A 19,611-nucleotide genomic window follows, 5' to 3' on the forward strand; every position below is an offset into this window, starting at 1 on the left:
CCTCCAAGCCCCCGACCCTCGCCCCGAGCCCGCCCAGGCAAAAAACGTCACCCTCATCCCCAAACACGGCACCCGGGTGACGGTCACCCGCCGCTAACGTCCGAAGCATCGGAGGGCCCTCCTCCGCCTTTTCGGACGTTAGGTGGGTCCACGAAATAACGTCCGAAGCATCGGAGGGCCCTCCTCCGCCTTTTCGGACGTTAGCTGGTTCCACGAAACAACGTCCGAAGGATCGGAGGGCGGGCCTCCGGTCTTTCGGACGTTAGGGATCAGTTTTCGGGGTCGGTGACGTCGCCTAGGTCTACGTTCTCGTACGCCGACAGGTCGGTGTCGTCGTCGTCTTCGAGTTCGAAGTTTTCTTCGTCGTCGACCACGTGGACGGCGGCTTCCTCGGCGGAGGCGGCGGCGCCGTCGAAGCCGATGTCCTCGGCGACGAGGTCGGAGTCGATGTCGGCGTGGGAGCCTTCGTCGGGGGCGACCAGGCGGCCGGAGCGGCGGGTGCCGACCTCGGGGCCGCCGACGTCTTCGGCCTGCTCGGCGTACGGGTCGACGTCGGGCTCTTCCTGAGCGATCCGCTGGTCGAGGGACTCACCCTGGAGCGCCTCGTCGGCGGTGGTGCCGAAGCCTTCACCGGCGGACCACTTCTCGGGCGGCGAGTAGCCCTCGTCGAGCAGATCGTCCACCCCACGGTCGTTCAGGGTGTCCTCCGCCTGCAGCTGGTCCTCGTCGTCGACGCTGTAGCTGCCGTAGTCCTCGCGGTTGTTCTCCGTCATGAACACACAGTCTCCCTTCAAGCCCCGATGAATCAAGCCGGGCACAATGATCGGATGGATCCGGTCAGGCTGACGTTGGACCAGCTGCGGGAGTTGCGCGACGACATCGCGCCGCAGGCCGCACGGCGTTCGCGTGCCTCGGTCCGCCGCCGCCTGGAGCGGTGGCGCGACCGGATCTTCTTCATCGCCCAGTGTGCACTCGCCGCCGGCGTCGCCTGGGCGCTCGCCCGGTACGCCGCTGGCCACCACCAACCGTTCTTCGCACCGGTGGCCGCGATGGTCTGCCTGGGCTTCAGTTTCGGCCAGCGACTACGCCGCGTCGCCGAGGTGATGGTCGGGGTGGCCGTGGGAGTCGGGGTCGGCGACCTGTTCGTCCGGTTCTTCGGCACCGGCGTACCGCAGATCATCTTCGTGGTCGCGCTCGCCATGAGCATCGCCGTACTGCTCGGTGCCGGCACGTTGATGACCACCCAGGCCGGCGTCCAGGCAGCGATCGTCACCACCCTGCTGCCCAACCCCGGCGCAGGGTTCGACCGCTGGCTGGATGCGGTGATCGGTGGAGTGGTTGCGCTCGCCGCGGCAACCATCGCTCCGGCCGCCGCAATCAGGCGCCCACGGCAACAAGCTTCCGAGGTACTCAACGAGCTCTCCGCGATCCTCGTCGAGACCGCCGACGGCCTCCGTGACAAGTCCGACCAAGAGGCCCACGCGGAAGAACGTGACGAGCGCGAGCTGACCGATGCCCTCCGCCGGGCCCGGGCGAGCGAGGCCATGCTCGACGACCTGCGCAGCGCCGCCGCGGAGGGGGTCGCGGTCGTCCGCCTCTCCCCGTTCCGCCGCAGGCACCGTGGCCGCGTCCAGCAGATCGCCGATCTCGTCGTCCCGCTGGACCGCGCGATCCGCAACATCCGAGTCCTGGTACGGCGGTGCGCGGTGTCGGTCTGGCGCGATGAACGGATGCCGGACGAATACCCGATGCTCCTGGACCGGCTCGCCGACGGCACCCGCCTGATCGCGGAATCCCTGTTCGAGCCCGCCGCCAAGGTCGCCGCTCACCGCGTGCTGGGCGAGCTAGGCCGCCGTACGGCGGATCTGCCGCTGCCTGCCGGGTTGTCCGCGGTAGTGGTGCTCGGCCAGATCCGCTCCACCGTGGTCGACCTGCTCGAGCTGACCGGGACGTCGTACGACGAGGCCCGCAAACTCGTCCCGCTGCGGCTGGACGGGCTCGACGAAAAGTAGGTCCGGACAAAGTGGCCTAGGTCACATTGAGAAATTTCCGGGTTTTCTCGTCATACCCGGGTCCGGCGTGCGTCTCACTGGCATGACGATCCACCGAATGATGACGACGCTGGCCAGCGAGCTCGGCCGGACCGTCGAGACGACCACAACCACAGACGACCGGAGCGACGCCGCCGCTGAGCAGTAACTGGCGCGAACCGGACGAACGGAAACGGCAGCGCACCCGGACGGTCCTACCCACCGAGTTGGACCGCACGGATGACGCACACGAAACGCAGAGGCGCCCATGTGCAGCGCCGCCGAATCCGTCCCGGTGCATCACCACAGAGATGCACCGCAAAACCACCCACCGACTGTCCTGACGCCGCTTGCGCGAGGCTCAGGCCAGACCCGGTGGGTGGTTTTTGTTGCCTGGGGCTACTGCTCGACCGTGATCTCGGTGGTCACCGAGTTCGCGATGAAACACTCCTGATGCGCCAGATGATGCAACCGATCCAGTACGTCGGCCGCGGGCTCGGCGCCGGCCCAGACGATCTTCGGGTGCAGCGCCACCGCGGTGACGGCCACCCGGCCGGCCTCGTTCTTCGCCATCACACCGACCGCGTGATCGTCGTACGAGTCGACCACCAGCCGCTTGCGGGCCGCGATCGCGAGGAAGGTGAGCATGTGGCAGGACGAGATCGCCGCCACGAACGCTTCCTCGGGATCGACCAGCCCGGGACTGCCCAGGTACGCCGGATTGGCGGACCCGGGCACGGTGATCCCGCCGTCGAAGCGCCACTCGTGATCACGGCTGTAGGTGTCATAGGTGAACTCGTGCTCACCACGGCTCCAGCTGACGTCGACCACGTGCTCCGACATGTTCAGATCACCTTTCCGCTACGCGTGCTCCTTGCTTCCCGGTCACGGGGTTCAAGCGTACGGGAGTGTCCCCGGGCAGCTCGGCGACGAAGTCGCTGTCGTACCGCGAAGCCATCCCGGCCACCGGGAAGTCGGTGCTGACGAACTGCGCACCGCTGGCCAAGGCGATCCCGACCCGGCTGAACTCGTTGTTCCGGATCGTCGACAGCGGCTCGTCGGACCGGGTCCGCACCAGGTAGCCCTTGTTCACCAGGCGCTGGATCTCGGCCGTGCCCGCGGCGCGCGGGTCGTTGACCTGGGTGATCGCGGCATCCGCCTCACCCTCGGCACCGCGGGTGAAGACGGCCCGGCCCTCCAGGTTCGGCTTGCCTTCGCGGTAGATGTTGCGCAGTTCAGTGCCCGGTCCGGCGTTGTCGAAGTAGAACAGCACCTTGCCGGCCGCGTTCTTCAGCGTCGGCCAGCCCTTGGTCGTGACCGACTGCTCCAGCGTCAGACCGGACTTCCGTACGTCGTCCGGTGACAGCAACTGCTTCTCGCTGAAGACCGAGCGGATCTCCGCGTCGATGCTGTTCAGGTTGCCGGCGTCCCACGGCGGAGCCTTCACGCCGCCCTGGGCAACGATCGCCGGGTCGGACTGCTTCAGCTCGAGGCTGATGACGACCGGCGCCGCGTACGGGTGCGCGTCGGACCAGGTCTTCACCTGCTGCAGGCACTGCTTGAAGCTGCGGCAGACGGTGTTGTAGTCGACGTCGACGATGTGCATCACCTTGATACCGGGCTTGGCCAGCTCCGGGTCGGTGAGCGCGGGCAGCCCGGCGATCTTACGGATCAGCGGGTAGGTGTAGAGCCCGCCATTCGGGTCCGGGACCAGGTCGAGCTCCAACTGGCGGACATTCTGGTCCTCGAGCTGCTGCCCGAGCGGGGCGTGCGAGTACCAGAGGTCGACCGAGCCGGGGTTCTGCCCGACCTGGATCTTCTTCTCGTTGTCACTGACTTCGCGGTGGTAGGAGTTGTGCGAACCCATCACCTGGATCTGGTTCAGCTTCACGCCGGCCGACGTACCGGCCGTTGAAGTGGTCAGGGCCGAGCCGGCCAGGCCGGACGCGGCGACCGCGGTGGTCGCGATACCGGCGATCACCGATTTGCTGATGCGCATCTGTTGCGTTCCCTCCGATGAGTCATGACGCAGATCTGACGGCAATCTGTCATACGAAGGTGCCAGGGTTGTCGACGTTTCGGTGCACAATGGCCGAATGGTGACATCGTCGGCGTATCCGCTGCGCCGCACACCGACCCAGGACCGCGCCAGCCGCCAGGTCGAGCGGATCCTGGACGCGGCCTGTGCCGAAGTCGTCGAGCGTGGGTACGACGCGGCGTCGACGAGCGGGATCGCGAAACGGGCCGAGATCGCGGTCGGCAGCGTCTATCGGTACTTCCCCGACAAGCGCAGCCTGATCCAGGCGATCGAGCGGCGGAACCAAGCCCGCTACACCGAGGCGGTGAGCATCCGGCTGGCAGAGGTGACCAGCTGGCGGCAGGCCGTCGACGTGACGATGGTGACGTTCCGCGAGATGCATCGCGACGACCCGGGCTTCCGCGCGGTCGTGCTGAGCGGACTCGGCGACCCGGATCTGGAGACCCAGCCGGGTGAGTACGACGATCAGCACGCCGGCGAGTTCTCCGAGCTGCTGGTGGCTCGCTTCGGCGCCCAGGACAGCCGCAATTTCCGGCTGGCGGTCACGCTCAGCATCGCCATGGGTGAGGCGCTCGCCCACCTCGCCGACCGGCTGCCGGAGGCAGAGGCCGAGTACGTCCTGTCCCAAGGGCTGCCTGCCCTCTACAGCACGCTCGCTCCGCACTTCCCGGCCTGAATCACAAAACCCTCACCTGTCATCAGGTGAGGGACTCCAAGATGCGGGGGAATTACCGCTGTGGCAGCGGATCCCCCGCCCGCGGGCCGTATGTCGGCCAGTGGGTGACGCGACCGGCGATCCGGCCCCGCCGTGGCGTGCGCACGTCGTACGCGACGATCACTCGATCGCCCTTCTGGTACGACGTCCTGCTCCCGACCGGGAGTTTGCGAGCGACCTCGAACGGTCCCTCACCCCGGCGGGTGTAGTACTCGACGATGACCTCGGTGTAGATGGCCGGGGTACCGTCCTGCAGGCGCCCGTGCACCGGGCCGCGGACCCGGATCACCCGCCCTGCGGTCTTTTCCTCACTACCCGAAGGATTCACCTCACGCCGGGAACCGCTGACCACATCCGCCACGATCATGGCGGCGACCAGCAGCACCAAGCCGAACCCACCGAGTACAACGATCGTCAACATGGCACTCACCCCCGACGCGTCGCCCGCGAGCGACGCGGTCGTTGTCGAAACTGACTGCGCGGCCTTTACCGCACGTCGGTGAGACGCCGGTTACATGTACTCGGTTCCAGGTTCGGACAAGGAATTTGTCCCGTCAGGTTCCACTCATGCCGAACTGGTACTCCGGCGGCACCGGCCGCCCGGTCCCGAGCGCCTCTTCAGCGGCCAGCCAGCAGTCGGTCAGCGGATTCGCTCCCTCACGCACGGTCGCGAGCTGAATACCCTCGGCCAGCAACTCGTGCGCCCGCTGCGCATCTCCGGTGGCCAGCGAATACTGCACGAACAGCAACCGCAGTCTCGGATCAGCAGCCGCCTCCGCCGACAGCCCATCCAAGAACCGCTTCGCGAGCTCAAGGTCTGCGTTGAGCGCAGCCCCAATCGCCTCGACCTGCAGCTCCACCAATTCTGGCAGCAGCACCACCGCCCGCTCGTAGTACGCGAGTTCGCCCGTCACGAACCCGAGATTCCGCAGCGCCCACGGGTTGTCCCCCGACTCCCGCCACGCCTCGAGCGCCCCGGCCTCGTCACCGGCGTAATACCGCGCGACCCCACGGTGATACCAGACCAGCCAGTTGTCCGCCGCCTTCTCCAGCAACTCCAGCCACCCAACCAACGTTCCATCCGGTACGCCGTCCGTCGCCGGCAATTGTCCGTCCAGCAACGGCAACCAGGCCCGCTCCCGATCGGTCATCGTGTCCGCATCGAACGGCGTCCCCGCAGACACCGACCACCCGGTCCGCGCCAACTCCAGCGCACCCCATCCCGACCCAACCCACAGTCGCTCCACCGGCGCCGCATCGATCACGGTCGACCACTCCGCCTCCCGCGCCGGCAGTCCGTCGAGAACCCCCTGCAGTGCCGCAGCACCCGCCGTACGGGCAACCTGCCAGTCATCCGCGTGGGCTGCGTCCGGATCCACCGCCACTGGCCCGTACGCTTCGAGCCATTGCCAGGACGTTGCCCCCGGCAACTTCAAGTGTTCCATCTGCGTGCGCGCCAATCCGGCCTGGATCTCCGCATAGCCAGGACCTTCGAGACCCGGGGCGAGCCACTCCTGCCACCGGCGCCCACCCGGGGCCTCGCCCCAGACGAACAGTTTGCGACCACGCAACCGCTCGGTCGACACCTGCGCCAATCCGTTGCCTTCGGCATCGATCGACGCGATCCACGGTCGCTCGCCGGGGAGCGGTTCGAAGAAGTAGTCGACCGCCTTGTCATGCCAGGTCGGGTAGGTCAGTTCGCTGGACACATCGATCAGATCCAGCCGAGCGCCGTACCCGTACCGCCAGGCCTGATCCGCCGGGGTCAGCACCCGCGTGCGCTCCGACTGATCGACCGCGATGTTCGACCACCAGTACGCCGGTACGTCGTGATCGGCGGGATTCTGCAGCCGCACGCCGACGTACAGGAACTCGGAGTCGGCGGGCAGCCAGAAGTCCAGCTGGGTAATGAGATTGCGGGTTCGCTCCAGCTCCCACAACCGCAGGATCGGCGTGCCGTCCGGGCCTTCGACGCGGGCCGCGTGCATCGGGGAGCACGTGCCGGTCCAGTGGCCAGTGCTGCCAACGTTCCACTCGACACCGCCGGCGAACCAGGCGTTCCGCAGGGCAAGGTTCGCGGCCTGGAAGACGGGGTTGCGGTAGAGCAGCTCCCGACCGCTCGCCTTCTGGACGAGCGAGTAGAGGCGTCCGCCGAGGGTCGGGAGCACGACCGCGCGGAGGTGGTCGTTCTCCAGGACGAGTGACGGGAGGGCCGTCTCGACGAGCGTGCGGTCGTAGCCGTCCTGATCCAGACACGGCAGGGTGCTGCGCAGGCCGCCGTACCGGATGTTCGCCTGCAGGTCGGCCGGGAGTTCGGCGAGGTTGCGGACCTCGTGCACTTCCTGGTGACTGCGGAGTGGCGGCAGCGGATTCTCCCCGCCGAGCGCGGCAGCGGGCAGGACGAGATCATGCGCAGAAAGGATCGTCACGACCCATATTCTTGCAATTACGTGCACTTGAGTCCATGCCTGACTACTGTCCGGTATACATGTCCCCATGGACGCCGATGTGATCGTCGTGGGGGCGGGACTGGCCGGGCTGGCAGCGACCGCGGAGCTTGCCGACGCGGGCAAGAAGGTGCTGCTACTGGACCAGGAGCCGGAGGCCTCGCTGGGCGGGCAGGCGTTCTGGTCGTTCGGCGGCCTGATGTTCGTGGACTCTCCCGAGCAGCGCCGGATGGGGATCAAGGACTCTCGCGATCTCGCGATGCAGGACTGGCTCGGCTCGGCCGGGTTCGACCGGCTGGACGACGAGGACAAGTGGGCCCGGCAGTGGGCCGAGGCGTACGTCGATTTCGCGTCCGGCGAGAAGCGGCCCTGGCTGCATGCGCAGGGTGTGCGGTTCTTCCCCGTGGTCGGCTGGGCCGAGCGCGGCGGGTACAACGCCGACGGGCACGGCAACTCGGTTCCGCGCTTCCACATCACCTGGGGCACCGGCCCGGGCCTGGTCGCGCCGTTCGAGCGCCGCGTCCGTGAGGCGGTGGCCAAGGGTCTGGTCGAGTTCCGCTTCCGGCACCGCGTCGACGAGCTGACCGTCACCGGCGGGGTCGTCGACGGCGTCTCCGGCAAGGTGCTGGAGCCGAGCAGCGTGCTGCGTGGGCAGGAGAGCTCACGGACCGAGGTCGCTGATTTCGAGCTCTCCGCGCAGGCGGTCATCGTCACGTCGGGCGGGATCGGCGGCAACCACGATCTCGTCCGCGCGCAATGGCCGAAGCGAATGGGCGAACCGCCGAAGCGGATGATCAGCGGCGTACCGGCGCATGTCGACGGCCGGATGCTCGCGATCACCGAGCAGGCCGGCGGCCGGTACGTGAACCGCGACCGGATGTGGCACTACACCGAAGGCATCCAGAACTGGGACCCGATCTGGCCGATGCACGGCATCCGGATCCTGCCCGGCCCGTCGTCGCTGTGGTTCGACGCGACTGGCAAGCGGCTGCCGGTGCCACTGTTCCCCGGGTTCGACACCCTGGGCACACTCGAGCACATCATGACCACCGGCTACGACTACACGTGGTTCGTGCTCACGCAGAAGATCATCGAGAAGGAGTTCGCACTCTCCGGCCAGGAGCAGAACCCCGACCTCACCGGCAAGGACATCAAGGGTGTGCTCGGCCGGGCCCGCGGCGGAGCCACCGCGCCCGTGCGCGCGTTCATGGAGAAGGGCGCCGACTTCGTCGTCCGGGACAACCTGCCGGACCTGGTCCGCGGGATGAACGACCTGACCGGCGACAAACTGATCGACCTGAGCGATCTCGAGCGCCAGATCGTCGCCCGGGACCGCGAGATGACCAACACCTTCACCAAGGATCTGCAGATCACCGCGCTTCGCGGGGCGCGCAACTACCGCGGCGACAAGCTGATCCGGGTCGCCCCTCCGCACCGGATCCTCGACCCGAAGGCCGGCCCGCTCATCGCCGTACGGCTGAACATCCTGACCCGCAAGTCCCTGGGCGGCCTACAGACCGACCTGGACTCGCGCGTCCTGCGCACCGACGGTACGCCGCTACCCGGTGTCTACGCCGCCGGCGAAGTGGCCGGCTTCGGTGGCGGCGGCGTCCACGGCTACCGCTCACTCGAAGGCACCTTCGTCGGCGGTTGCCTCTTCACCGGCCGCACCGCCGGCCGCGCAGCCGCGAAGGCAGTGTCCTAAGACCACACCATCAGTACGCCGGATGTGTTGTCGGACCCGATGTCCTGGTCCGGCGGCACGTCCTAACGTGACGGCATGCGCCGCCTCCTCGCCGTCTCTGCCGCCACTGTCCTGCTCACGAGCCTCGCTGCTGCCCCAGCCGATGCGCATCGACCCCTGCGCGTCCCAGGCGCGGCCTACCAGCAATCCGCCGTTCTCGACGACCTGACCACGAACGGAACAGTCACGTCCGGCCACACGAATCCCACAGACTTCACGGGGCTGACCGACAGCAGTCTCCCCGTCCAGGCCGCCGTACCGGGTGTGCAGGTCGACGGCTACTTCCCGGACACCTCACACACGAACACGAACCACGGCTGGAATCACGACGCCCAGTTCGTGATCCGCCTACCGCACCGATGGAACGGCGGGCTGGTCGTCTCCGGCTCGCCGGGGGTCCGAGCGCAGTACGCGAACGACAAGGCGATCTCGGACTACGTCCTGTCCCTCGGCTACGCGTACGCCGCAACCGACAAGGGCAACACCGGCGTGCAGTTCTACCTCGACGGCCGGCGTCCCGGCGATGCGATCGTCGAGTGGAATCTGCGGATGACCGAGCTCACCCGGGCCGCGCGGACCACGGTCACTCAGTACTACGGCCGCCCGGTCCAGGCGGTCGTCGCGGCCGGGATCTCGAACGGCGGCTACCTGGTGCGCTGGCAGCTGGAGAACCACCCCGAGCTCTATACCCGTGGCGTCGACCTGGAAGGCACGCTGTGGACGGCCGACGGCCCCAACATCTTCACGTTCCTGCCGCGGGCGATCAGGGGCTATGAGCAACAATCGCCCGCGCTCATCACCGCGGCCGGCTTCGACCCGCGGTCGGCGTTCCTGTGGGACTACCACTACAACGTCTACTGGAAACTGACCCAGCGGATCTACGCCGCCGAGCTCGATCCGACGTACACCGGAACCGAGGGCGACTACGACTACGCGACCAGACCGCAAGCCCACCAAGCGATCCGGCGGATCGAACTGACCGGGAAGATCAAGCGACCACTGGTCACCATCCACGGCACGTACGACAGCCTGCTGCCGATCACGCAGGACTCCGACGTGTACGCCGGGATGGCCCGGCGCACCGGGTTGCACACGTACCAGCGGGTCGAGGCGGGCAATCATGTCGACGGACTCGTCGACGCCTACCCCGACCGGCTGGTGGCACTGGTGCCGTTCCTGCAGAAAGCGATCAGAACACCATGCTGAGGAGGTCGGCGAACAGCTCCTGTTCGTCGATTTCCAAGCCTCTGCTGGTGAAATAGGCCGCCATGTTGTGGCAGTCCCGGAGCAGGAACTCCATCCCCTTCGGGTTGCCGACGATGTCGATCACCTGCGGCAGATCGATCATCACGATCCGCTCGCCCTGCGCCAGCACGTTGTACGGCGAGAGGTCGCCGTGCGCGAGACCGGCCCGAGCCAGCTCCCGCATGGCACCTCGCAGCTGCTCGAAGTACTCCCCGAGCAGCTCTTTCGACGGACGCACTTGAGCGAGCCGCGGCGCGGCACCGCCCTCGCCGTCGTCGATGAACTCCATCAACAACTCGGTCCCGTCGATCTGGACCGGATACGGCACCGGCACCCCGGCCTTCCACAGCCGGTTCAGCGCATCCCATTCCGCGTAGGCCCATTGCCCCGACGCAACGCTGCGCCCGTGCTGGGTCTTCTTGGCCATGGCCCGGCTGTCACGGCTGTTGCGGGTACGGCGGCCTTCGACGTACGCCGTACTGCGGTGGAAGGACCGGTGCTCCTCGGTGCGGTACCGCTTGGCGGCGAGCAACGAGGACTGGGCAGGCGCGTCGCCGATGGCTTCGACGGCGCGCTCGATCAGGAAGACATCTGCTTCCTTACCGGTTTTAAGGACGCCGAGCTCGGTGTCGATCGCGGCCTGTGCCGTCACCACCCACGAGGGGCGGGGCTCAGGCCCGCGAGAACCGCGCTCGACGTCCAGCCAGGTGGTCCAGCGCTGGTTCGGCGCCAGATTTTCGTCGACCTGCTGGAATTCGAATTCGTAGAGATCAGATTCGGTACGAAAGACGTCTGAAGACAACTGGGGTGCTCCTGAAGCTCGAGGTGAGACTGACGCGGACATGCCGCAGCACAGTGATAGCCATCCGTCAGCCCTCCTTAAGCCCAGGTAGCGCTCGTCGCCACGCGGTTCGATTCAGCATGCCTGCGCGCACCCACCCGCGCAACGTATTTAACGGACCTGAGAACGCATGGTCGGTCGGAGTCGGAGCTCTTGGCCTTTCCAGCCGCTGAGTGCTTCCCGGACAAGCTCGTACGTCGTGTCGTTGGTGAAGCGGGCTAGCCAGACGAGGACGGTGTCGTCGCGGAGGGGTAGGGCGGGAAAGTTGTTCTCGACCGACAGGCTCCGGAAGATGGCGAGCGGGGAGACGCCGAGGTCGCTGAGGACCGGGAGCAGGTTGTCCAGGAAGTGTTGCGGGAAGGCGTCGTCGGCTGGGTGGACGAAGCCGGCGATGACTGAGTTCGGTTGGTCGTCCGGGCGCAGGGCGTCGGGCTGCGGGTAGTCCGGGCCCAGGTTGATCGGCTGGAGCAGCAGGGCGTTGTCGGAGTCGAGCATCGTGGCGTTGGCTGCTTCGGCGTGCTGGCGCCAGACGGGACCGTAGTAGAAGGCTTTGAGGGCTTCGGCACGGGCGTCCAGGGTGCGGAAGCCGCGGAGCCAGACGAAGCGGTCGGGGTCGTTCAGGTCGCGGAACTGGCCGGCGATGTGCATTCCGCACACTTCCTGGCCCTCGACGAAGTGCTCGTCGAAGATGTCGATGAGGGTGTCGCGCCGGCCTGGGTGCAGCGTGTACTGACGGAGGTCGACCACGGAGCAGCATTCATTCACCGTGCGAGCCAACCACGTCAACCTGCCAGAACGTGTCAGCTTTCGGGTAGCGTCGGGCGGGTGGACTTCGAGGAGGCAGCGGACCGGCTGTACGCGATTCCGGCGGCTGACTTCATTGCGACGCGCAACGAGCTGGCCAAGCAGCTGAAGGCTGATGGCGACCAGCTCGGTTCGACGCGGCTGAAGGCGCTCCGGAAGCCGACCGTAGCCGCCTGGGTGGCGAACCTGGTCGCCCACAACGCGGCGGACGACCTGGACGATCTGATTGCGCTGGGCGACGAGTTCCGCGAGGCGACCGCCGACATGGACGGCGACCGGCTGCGTGAACTGACCCCCAGGCGTCACCAGTTGCTGGACAAGCTGGTGAAAGAGGCTGGGCGGCTCGCCAAGGCGGCCGATCAGAAGGTCAGCGCGGATGTCACTCAGAAACTCCGCGAGACACTCGATGCCGCTCTGGTCGACCCTGCCGCAGGCGACGCCGTACGGGAAGGTCGGTTGAGCAGCGCGCTGCGGCATGTCGGCTTCGGCGTCGTGGACGAGAACGGCGAGCCTACCAACGTCACCCCGCTGACCGACGAGCGCCGGGAGGCGGCTCGCGCTCGGCGGAAGACTCAGCAGGCCGATGAAGCGGCCGATACGAAGGCTGAGGCCGAGAAGGATCGGGCGCAACGGGAGGCTGAGGAGCGCGAGGCCGCGGCTCGCGCCGAGGCGAAGAGGGCGTTTGAGGAGGCCGTCGCCACGGCCCAGGCCGCCGAGGCCCGCGTCGAGGACCTCGACAAGCAACTCGACGACGCCCGCGATGCGCTCGCCGAGGCGCAGCAGCTCGTGCACAACCTGGGCGCCGAGCTCGACGAAGCCCGCCGTACCGCTCGCGACGCCCAGAAGGAAAGTCGCGAGGCGCGAAAACGCTACAACCGCATGTGACCTGGGTACCGGGCGCGCATGGCGCGATCGATCTGGAGCGGTTACATCACCTTCGGCCTCGTCTCGGTGCCGGTCGGGCTGTACAGCGCGACCGAGGAGCACGAGCTGGACTTCCATCAGTTCCAGCGCGGGACCTCGGACCGGATCCGGTACAAGCGGGTCAACGAACGCACCGGGCGTGAAGTCCCCTACGACAAGATCGTGAAGGGACACGACCTCGGCAACGGCAAGTACGTCGTCGTCGAGCCGGCCGAGCTGGACGACATCGCGCCCGGCAAGTCGCGGTCGCTGGAGATCGATACCTTCGTCGACCTGGACGAGATCGATCCGATCCATTTCCAGAAGTCCAACTACCTGGGTCCGAAAGAGGGTGACACGGCTTCGTCGTACGGGTTGTTGCGGGATGCCCTGGCGAAGACGAACCGCGCCGGGATCGCCAAGTTCGTGATGCGGGGCAAGGAGTACCTGGCCGCGATCCGGGCGCAGGACAAGGTGCTGGTCCTGGAGACCATGTACTTCGAGGACGAGATCCGGGATCCGGTCGCCGAGCTGGACGACCTGCCGGCCAAGGCGCGGACCGGGAAGCAGCTGACGATGGCGGCCGACCTGGTCGAGGCGATGAGCGGTGAGTGGAAGCCGTCGGCGTACAAGGACACCTATACCGAGCGGGTGAAGAAGCTCGTCGAGACCAAGCGCAAGGGCAAGGAGGTCGTCTTCAACGAGGAGGAGCCGGAGGCGACCACCCCGACCGACCTGGTCAGCGCCCTGCGCGCCAGCGTCGAGGCCGCCCGCAAGGCGCGCACAGGCAAGAAGAGCACCACGAAGAAGACTGCCACTAAGAAGACAGCGGCGGCGCGGAAGAAGGCTTCCTGAGGCCTACTCGCCGTGAGCCATCAGGTACGTCGTCGGGTTCGGAGGCGCACCGGCGTCGAGCCAGCGCTGGAAGCCCACCGGGTTGCGGCGTTCGAACTCGTCCAGGCAGATCCGTCGCACCTCGGCGACCGCCTGCCGATCGCGCATGTCGGCGCCCTGAGCCAGCTGGCCCGCGGTCTCGACCCAGACATCGCACAGCTCACTGATACTCAGCGGGCACTGCAGGGAGGCGATCAGCGCCTCGTCCTCCAGGAACTGCTCCTCGGTCAGCCGCCGGATCCGACGCTGCTGACGCGACGACGGCCGCTCCCGACGAGTCGGTACGACGAGGTCGATCAGCACGAACGCCACCGCACCCACGAGCAGCATCGCGACACCGAACGCACCGTCCGCGACCAACCGAACCAGCCCGGGCAGGCACAGCACGCCCGCCGCGGCCAGCGCGGCGACCGTGACCGCCGAATAGTCCGGGGTGTCGTCCACGACCTGCCGGATCACCGCAGCGAGCGGCCAGACGATCAGGAAGACGACTGCGAGCAGCAGCGAAGCCCCCAGCGGGCCAAGCAGCAGCACACCGGTCAGGGCGCCCACCGTCCCGGCACCCAAACCGGCAGCAATCGCCACCCGCTGCACACTCACAGTCACGCCCACCTCACGTCATTCCCACCCGCTACCCGATAGAACGAGTGGCCCTCTCCCACCGTTCCCCAAACAGAGACGTCTGGAACCTGGCGAAGGGTTGTCATCGCAAGTGGGCCGTGGTGGGGGTTGTTTGAGTGATTGCGGTGTTCAGGTGCGTGCATCGGGGTGCCGGAGGGGCAGCCTCGATGCTTTTCCATCGTGGCTGTTCCTCCGGTGCCGCGAGGTGCGTGCCTGGGCGCCGCAAGCGCCAAAGAACCCCCATCACGGCCCACTAGGAGCCGCAAGGTCGGACGCGGTCAGGCGTTGGCTGGTTCCGGGGTGACGTCGAGCGGGTTGGCGATCTCGTCGGACGGCATCCGGCCGAAGTAGACGGCCAGCACGCAGACGAGGGCAGGTCCGACACCGGCGATGATGAAGACGGCCGGGACACCCAGGAGAGCACCGGCCGGTCCGGCCAGCGCCATCGAGACCGGCATCAGCAGCAGCGAGACGAAGAAGTCGAGGCTGGAGATCCGGCCCCGCAACTGGTCGGGGACCCGGCGCTGGAGCAACGTGCCCCAGATGACCATGCCCGCCGACATGGTCGCGCCGACCACGGCCGCGCCGAGCGCCATCACCCACAGATCCCGAGCGATGCCGAGAACCAGGATCGGCACCGAGCCGAAACCCCACATCAACGTCATGACGGTCAGGTAGCGACGCGGCAGGCTCCGGGACGAGATCGCCAGGGCGCCGATCGCCCCACCGATACCGAAGGCCGCGAGAACCAGGCCGAAGTCCTTCGGTCCACCACCCAACTGGTCCTTGACGGCGAACGGCAGCAGCACCTCCAGCGGCCCGAGAATGAACAGCACGAACGCGGTGCCGAACAGCAACGACGCGAGCAGCCACCGGGTCCGCCGTACATAGACCCAGCCTTCCCGGAGATCCGCGAACATCGCCCGTACGCCGGTCGCCCGCTCCTCGTCAGTCTCGTCGGCCTCGGCCGGTTCGTTGGCCGGCAGCCGCATCGCGAGCACGCAGGCGGCAGAGAAGAAATAGGTCAGCGCGGTGATCAAGATCGCCAGCCCTGGCGACATCGCGGCAATCACGAGACCGCCCAGCGCGGGACCGGTCGCCTGCTGCGCCAGCGGCCGCAGCGTCCCCTCGAGCCCGTTGGCCGCAAGCAACTGATCGGCAGGCAGCAGCCTCGGCACCAACGCCGTGTACGCCGGTATCAGGAACGCCTCGCCGGCACCGACCAGCACGGCGGCCGCGGCCAGATGCCAGATCTCCAGCAGACCCGTCAACGCGAGAGCCGCGGCGACCAGCAGCACCGCACCACGGACCACGTCTGCCGCGATGATGACCGAGCGCTGCGACAACCTGTCAGCGGCAACTCCGCCGAAGAGAACACAGACAACGAGGCCGATGCTGTACGCCGTCGTCACCACGGACAGCTGGACCGGCCCACCACCGAGCTCGATCACCTGCCACGCGAGCGCGACCAGCCAGAGCCCACTGCCGAGCAGCGCCACCGCCAACCCGGTCCACAGCAACCGGTAATTGCGGTGCCTCAGCGGCCGAACCGCCTTCCACCCCGCGCCACCCTCGCTCACGATCGCCTCCTCCTGCTCACCCAACCGACTGTTTCATCCCGCGCCGACAGAGTACCCATGCGAACAGTTCACGTGTCAACCGTTTAGTTGTGCACCGAAACGGCGTACGCTGTGAGCATGCCGCCGGAGATGAGTCCCACCCAGCTCCAGGCCTGGCGAGCGCTGTACCGCGCGGACACCCTGCTGTTCACGCATCTCGACAACACGCTCCGGACCAGGCTGAAGATGACCTACTTCGAGCACGAGGTGCTGCGTGCCCTGGGCGACGGTCCGCTGCGGATGGCCAAGCTGGCCGAGGAAATGATGATCTCCCGCAGCGGCGCCACCCGGATCGTCGGCAAGCTCGAGGACAAGGACGGCTGGGTCATCCGCCGGAACACCCCGGAGGACCGCCGAGCCACCTGGGCCGAGCTGACCGAGGACGGCCGGAAGGCGCTCGACGCGGCCCGACCCGTGGTCGAAGCTGTGGTCTCGACGTTCTTCGCGGATCATGTATCGAATGCGGACCTTCACGGCGCGAGCCGGATCCTGGACGTCCTGGCCGACGCCAACCCCAACGACGACGGCTTCGACTGCGGTTTGGAATAGACCTTGACCGCCGTCGACGAGCGGTTCGGGGAGCGTGTCCGGGCGCTCAAGCCGGCGCCCTGCGACTATTCCGCGGATCTACTGCGCAGTCTGTACGACGCTCAACTCGGCAGCCGGCACGCGGATCTGGCCGCCCGGTGGATGCAGTCGCAGGGGCATGGTTTCTACACGATCGGGTCGGCGGGGCACGAGGGTAATGCGGCCGTTGCCGCGGCGCTCCGGCCGACCGACCCTGCCCTACTGCACTACCGGTCCGGTGCCTTCTACCTGGCCCGCGCGGATCAGTGCGGTGTGAAGGACGGGCTGCGCGACATCCTGCTCGGCGTCGCCGCTGCGACCAGCGAACCGATCGCGGGCGGCCGGCACAAGGTCTTCGGCCGGCATGACCTGGCGATCATCCCGCAGACCTCGACGATCGCGTCCCACCTGCCGCGGGCGATGGGGGTCGCGTTCTCGATGGCCCGGGCCGCGAAGCTCGGCGTACCGTCACCGTGGCCCGCGGACGCGATCGTGGTAACCAGCTTCGGCGACGCCTCGGCGAACCACTCCACGGCCACCGGTGCGATCAACGCCGCGCTGCATACGTCGTACCAGGGCATCCCGATGCCGCTGCTGCTGGTCTGCGAGGACAACGGGCTCGGGATCAGCGTGCGGACGCCGGACGGCTGGATCAAACAGGCCTACGGCCAACGCCCCGGCCTGCGGTATTTCGATGCCGACGGCACCGATCTCGCCGCGACACTGACGATGGCAATGGAAGCAGCAACCTTTGTACGGCGGAATCGGCGGCCGGCGTTCCTCCGGCTACGAACCGTCCGGCTGCTCGGCCATGCCGGTTCCGACGTCGAGGCGGCGTACCGGACCACTGCCGAGGTGGCCGCCGACGAGGTGCTGGATCCGCTGCTGGGCACGGCGCGTCGACTGCTCGGCGCGGGCCTCAGTGCGGATGAGGTGATCGATCTCTACGAGGACAAACGCACCGAGGCGATGCGGATCGCGGCCGAGGTGTGCGGTCTGCCGCAGCTGTCATCGGCCGAGGCTGTCGCCGCGCCACTTCGCTTCCCCGATCCATTGGTCGTCGCCGACGCGCTGCCACAGCGCACCCCGACCACAGAACGGTTGACACTCAGCCAGTCCATCAACCGCGCACTGAGCGACGTACTGGGGTCTTATCCCGAGGCAATGCTGTTCGGCGAGGACGTCAGTCGCAAGGGCGGCGTGTACGGCGTGACGCGCGGACTGCAGAAGGCCCACGGCGCAGCCCGGGTCTTCGACACCCTGCTGGACGAGCAGTCGATCCTCGGCCTAGCACTGGGTGCGGGTGTTTCCGGGCTGCTGCCGTTGCCGGAGATCCAGTACCTGGCCTATCTGCACAACGCCGAGGACCAGCTCCGCGGTGAGGCCGCGTCGCTGAAGTTCTTCTCGCAGGAGCAGTACGCGAACCCGATGGTGCTGCGGATCGCCGGCTACGGCTACCAGAAGGGGTTCGGCGGCCACTTCCACAACGACGACGCGATCGGCGTGCTGCGCGACATCCCCGGGATCGTGATCGCGTCGCCATCGCGACCGGATGACGCCGCCGCGATGCTGCACGCCTGCGCCGCGGCAGCCCGATCCTCGGGCACGGTCTGCGTCTTCCTGGAGCCGATCGCGCTCTACCACCGCCGCGATCTGTACGACGAGGCCGATGACGCGTGGCTGACGCCGTACCCGACCAAGCCGGTCCCGATCGGCCGCGGCCGCACGTACGGCGGGGGCACCGAGCTGACGCTGGTCAGCTTCGGCAACGGGGTGCCGATGAGTCTGCGAGTCGCGGCGCGGGTGCCCGGCGTACGGGTTCTCGATCTGCGTTGGCTGGCACCGCTGCCGGTCGAGGATTTGTTGCGCGAGGCAACGGCCACCGGCCGAGTGCTCGTCGTGGACGAGACCCGGCGCTCCGGTGGCGTATCGGAAGGCGTGCTGGCCGCACTGGTCGACCATGGCTACACCGGCCGAATGGCGCGCGTCACCTCGGAAGACTCGTTCGTCCCACTCGGCGACGCGGCCCGTCAGGTACTGCTCAGCGAGGAGACGATCGAGACCGCCGCCCGAGCGCTGATCAGCTGAAGATCCGCTGCCAGAACGACTTCTTCTCCGGTACGGCGGTCTCCTCGGCGGCGCGAGTGACCGCCCGGCGGCGATTCTCCAGCCACTCCTCGTGGTCCACGCGCCACTGCTTGAGCGCCGCCTCGGCGTCGACCTTCCCGACCGGGATCACCGGGCCGGTGGCGTCACGGATGGCGAGCACGATCCGCTTGTTCAGATCCTCGAGGTAGTCGCGGACCTCGGACTCGCGCCGCATCTTCGCAACCTTCTCGCGGACCCGCGCCTTCTCCTTGCGCAGCAACACAGGCACCGGCAGCAGCGCCTCGGTGTCGAGGTTCTCCCGGCGGATGAAGTCCTTCACCCACCAGTCCGGATCATGCTTGTCCGCGAGCTTCAGCGGCTTCCCCGCACCCACCAGGTTGTCGAACTCGCCGGCCTTCTCGGCCTCGCGCAGTTGGTGGTCGATCCATTCCTGCATCGACATACTCGGGGGCTTGCGGCTCGTCATGTGGCACCTCGCTGTCGGTTCGACAGTTGCTCCGGACGTCCATTCTAAGGGCTTGTGAATGCAATCACAAGAGATGCTGGACCTCGCCCCGCTACTGGCTGTGCCGATACTGGAGGGGTGACCCTGACCGACGAACAGATCGCTGCGCTCACCCCGGCGGAGCGCCGCGACCTGATCCTGCGGCTGCTGCCGCGCCCGGACGGGTTGCCGTCGGCGCGCACCATCAACCGGATCCGCAAGTGGCGAACCGCGCTGCCGGCGTACTGCTCCTCTGCGACGCCTGGTTCGACATCCTCACCAGCCAACGCGCCGACCTCCTGCAAGCCGTCCTCAGCGCCGTCCTCCTGGAAATCCCGCTAGCCCTGATCCTGATCGGCGGCCCTCTGAAGGTCATGCGCCACGTGGCCGTCCGCTACGGCATGGTCACCTCCCGAACCCACTTCTGGAGCCTCCCCATCCCCTCACCTTGAGCACCCATCAACCACCTTCCGGCCGCGGATGTGGTTGAACCGCGCTCAACGTCGTACCGGCTCGCGCAGCGGCCACACGGGGGGGTGGAGTAGCGGGG

General features: G+C 67.5%; 19 protein-coding genes. 9 read left to right on the forward strand and 10 right to left on the reverse strand.

Translation table 11 applies throughout. The features are described 5' to 3' along the window. Positions 1–269: 269 nt before the first annotated feature. On the reverse strand, positions 270–773 hold the full coding sequence (locus E1261_RS29490) for a DUF5709 domain-containing protein (RefSeq protein WP_132412252.1): 504 nt from the start codon (positions 771–773) through the stop codon (positions 270–272). Between the two features lie 54 nt (positions 774–827). Between E1261_RS29490 and E1261_RS29495 the strand changes: the two genes are divergently transcribed. Next, a complete protein-coding gene (locus tag E1261_RS29495; RefSeq protein WP_132412253.1) occupies positions 828–2,012 on the forward strand; it encodes an FUSC family protein in 1,185 nt (394 codons plus the stop codon). 417 nt (positions 2,013–2,429) lie between these two features. Here the strand turns inward: E1261_RS29495 and E1261_RS29500 are convergent, their stop codons facing one another. Then, positions 2,430–2,873 carry an OsmC family protein gene (locus E1261_RS29500; RefSeq protein ID WP_132412255.1) on the reverse strand — a complete coding sequence of 148 codons (444 nt, stop codon included), beginning with the start codon at positions 2,871–2,873 and terminating at the stop codon, positions 2,430–2,432. 7 nt (positions 2,874–2,880) lie between these two features. After that, positions 2,881–4,029 (reverse strand): phosphatidylinositol-specific phospholipase C1-like protein, encoded by a 1,149-nt coding sequence (locus E1261_RS29505; protein WP_132412257.1) that lies wholly within the window; start codon positions 4,027–4,029, stop codon positions 2,881–2,883. Between the two features lie 97 nt (positions 4,030–4,126). Between E1261_RS29505 and E1261_RS29510 the strand changes: the two genes are divergently transcribed. After that, complete coding sequence (locus tag E1261_RS29510) at positions 4,127–4,744, forward strand: TetR/AcrR family transcriptional regulator (protein WP_132412259.1); 618 nt, start codon at positions 4,127–4,129, stop codon at positions 4,742–4,744. Between the two features lie 52 nt (positions 4,745–4,796). Here E1261_RS29510 and E1261_RS29515 read toward each other — a convergent pair whose 3' ends face one another. Beyond that, positions 4,797–5,204 (reverse strand): DUF3592 domain-containing protein, encoded by a 408-nt coding sequence (locus E1261_RS29515; protein ID WP_238176506.1) that lies wholly within the window; start codon positions 5,202–5,204, stop codon positions 4,797–4,799. 133 nt (positions 5,205–5,337) lie between these two features. Then, positions 5,338–7,212 carry a DUF5107 domain-containing protein gene (locus E1261_RS29520; RefSeq protein ID WP_238176507.1) on the reverse strand — a complete coding sequence of 625 codons (1,875 nt, stop codon included), beginning with the start codon at positions 7,210–7,212 and terminating at the stop codon, positions 5,338–5,340. 67 nt (positions 7,213–7,279) lie between these two features. On the opposite strand from E1261_RS29520, the gene E1261_RS29525 reads away from it, so the two are divergent. Together E1261_RS29525 and E1261_RS29530 are read left to right on the forward strand one after the other, a co-directional pair. Next, complete coding sequence (locus tag E1261_RS29525; RefSeq protein WP_132412263.1) at positions 7,280–8,935, forward strand: FAD-binding dehydrogenase; 1,656 nt, start codon at positions 7,280–7,282, stop codon at positions 8,933–8,935. A gap of 75 nt (positions 8,936–9,010) precedes the next feature. Next, positions 9,011–10,180, forward strand: coding sequence for an alpha/beta hydrolase family protein (locus tag E1261_RS29530; RefSeq protein WP_132412265.1), 1,170 nt, complete (start codon positions 9,011–9,013; stop codon positions 10,178–10,180). On the opposite strand, the gene E1261_RS29535 is transcribed toward E1261_RS29530, so the two are convergent. Together E1261_RS29535 and E1261_RS29540 are read right to left on the reverse strand one after the other, a co-directional pair. Then, on the reverse strand, positions 10,164–11,021 hold the full coding sequence (locus E1261_RS29535; protein ID WP_238176508.1) for a serine protein kinase RIO: 858 nt from the start codon (positions 11,019–11,021) through the stop codon (positions 10,164–10,166). The genes E1261_RS29530 and E1261_RS29535 overlap by 17 nt on opposite strands. Before the next feature lie 150 nt (positions 11,022–11,171). After that, positions 11,172–11,807 carry an NIPSNAP family protein gene (locus E1261_RS29540; protein WP_132412269.1) on the reverse strand — a complete coding sequence of 212 codons (636 nt, stop codon included), beginning with the start codon at positions 11,805–11,807 and terminating at the stop codon, positions 11,172–11,174. Between the two features lie 78 nt (positions 11,808–11,885). Here E1261_RS29540 and E1261_RS29545 point away from each other — a divergent pair, with 78 nt between their 5' ends. Further along, positions 11,886–12,749, forward strand: a complete 864-nt coding sequence (locus E1261_RS29545; protein WP_132412271.1) for a hypothetical protein — start codon at positions 11,886–11,888, stop codon at positions 12,747–12,749. 18 nt (positions 12,750–12,767) lie between these two features. Continuing rightward, a complete protein-coding gene (ku, locus tag E1261_RS29550) occupies positions 12,768–13,622 on the forward strand; it encodes a non-homologous end joining protein Ku (RefSeq protein ID WP_132412273.1) in 855 nt (284 codons plus the stop codon). Between the two features lie 3 nt (positions 13,623–13,625). On the opposite strand, the gene E1261_RS29555 is transcribed toward ku, so the two are convergent. Both E1261_RS29555 and E1261_RS29560 read right to left on the reverse strand, forming a co-directional pair. Continuing rightward, a complete protein-coding gene (locus tag E1261_RS29555) occupies positions 13,626–14,267 on the reverse strand; it encodes a hypothetical protein (RefSeq protein WP_238176509.1) in 642 nt (213 codons plus the stop codon). 293 nt (positions 14,268–14,560) lie between these two features. Next, a complete protein-coding gene (locus E1261_RS29560) occupies positions 14,561–15,862 on the reverse strand; it encodes an MFS transporter (protein ID WP_132412277.1) in 1,302 nt (433 codons plus the stop codon). A 117-nt stretch (positions 15,863–15,979) separates the two neighbouring features. Between E1261_RS29560 and E1261_RS29565 the strand changes: the two genes are divergently transcribed. Both E1261_RS29565 and E1261_RS29570 read left to right on the forward strand, forming a co-directional pair. Next, positions 15,980–16,450, forward strand: coding sequence for a MarR family winged helix-turn-helix transcriptional regulator (locus E1261_RS29565; RefSeq protein WP_132412279.1), 471 nt, complete (start codon positions 15,980–15,982; stop codon positions 16,448–16,450). A gap of 3 nt (positions 16,451–16,453) precedes the next feature. Then, complete coding sequence (locus tag E1261_RS29570; RefSeq protein ID WP_132412281.1) at positions 16,454–18,556, forward strand: thiamine pyrophosphate-dependent enzyme; 2,103 nt, start codon at positions 16,454–16,456, stop codon at positions 18,554–18,556. On the opposite strand, the gene E1261_RS29575 is transcribed toward E1261_RS29570, so the two are convergent. Next, positions 18,549–19,043, reverse strand: coding sequence for a DnaJ family domain-containing protein (locus tag E1261_RS29575; protein ID WP_132412283.1), 495 nt, complete (start codon positions 19,041–19,043; stop codon positions 18,549–18,551). The genes E1261_RS29570 and E1261_RS29575 overlap by 8 nt on opposite strands. A gap of 117 nt (positions 19,044–19,160) precedes the next feature. On the opposite strand from E1261_RS29575, the gene E1261_RS29580 reads away from it, so the two are divergent. After that, on the forward strand, positions 19,161–19,403 hold the full coding sequence (locus E1261_RS29580; protein WP_132412285.1) for a hypothetical protein: 243 nt from the start codon (positions 19,161–19,163) through the stop codon (positions 19,401–19,403). Positions 19,404–19,611 lie beyond the last annotated feature (208 nt).

The organism is Kribbella albertanoniae (assembly GCF_004348455.1).
GTDB lineage: Bacteria > Actinomycetota > Actinomycetes > Propionibacteriales > Kribbellaceae > Kribbella > Kribbella albertanoniae.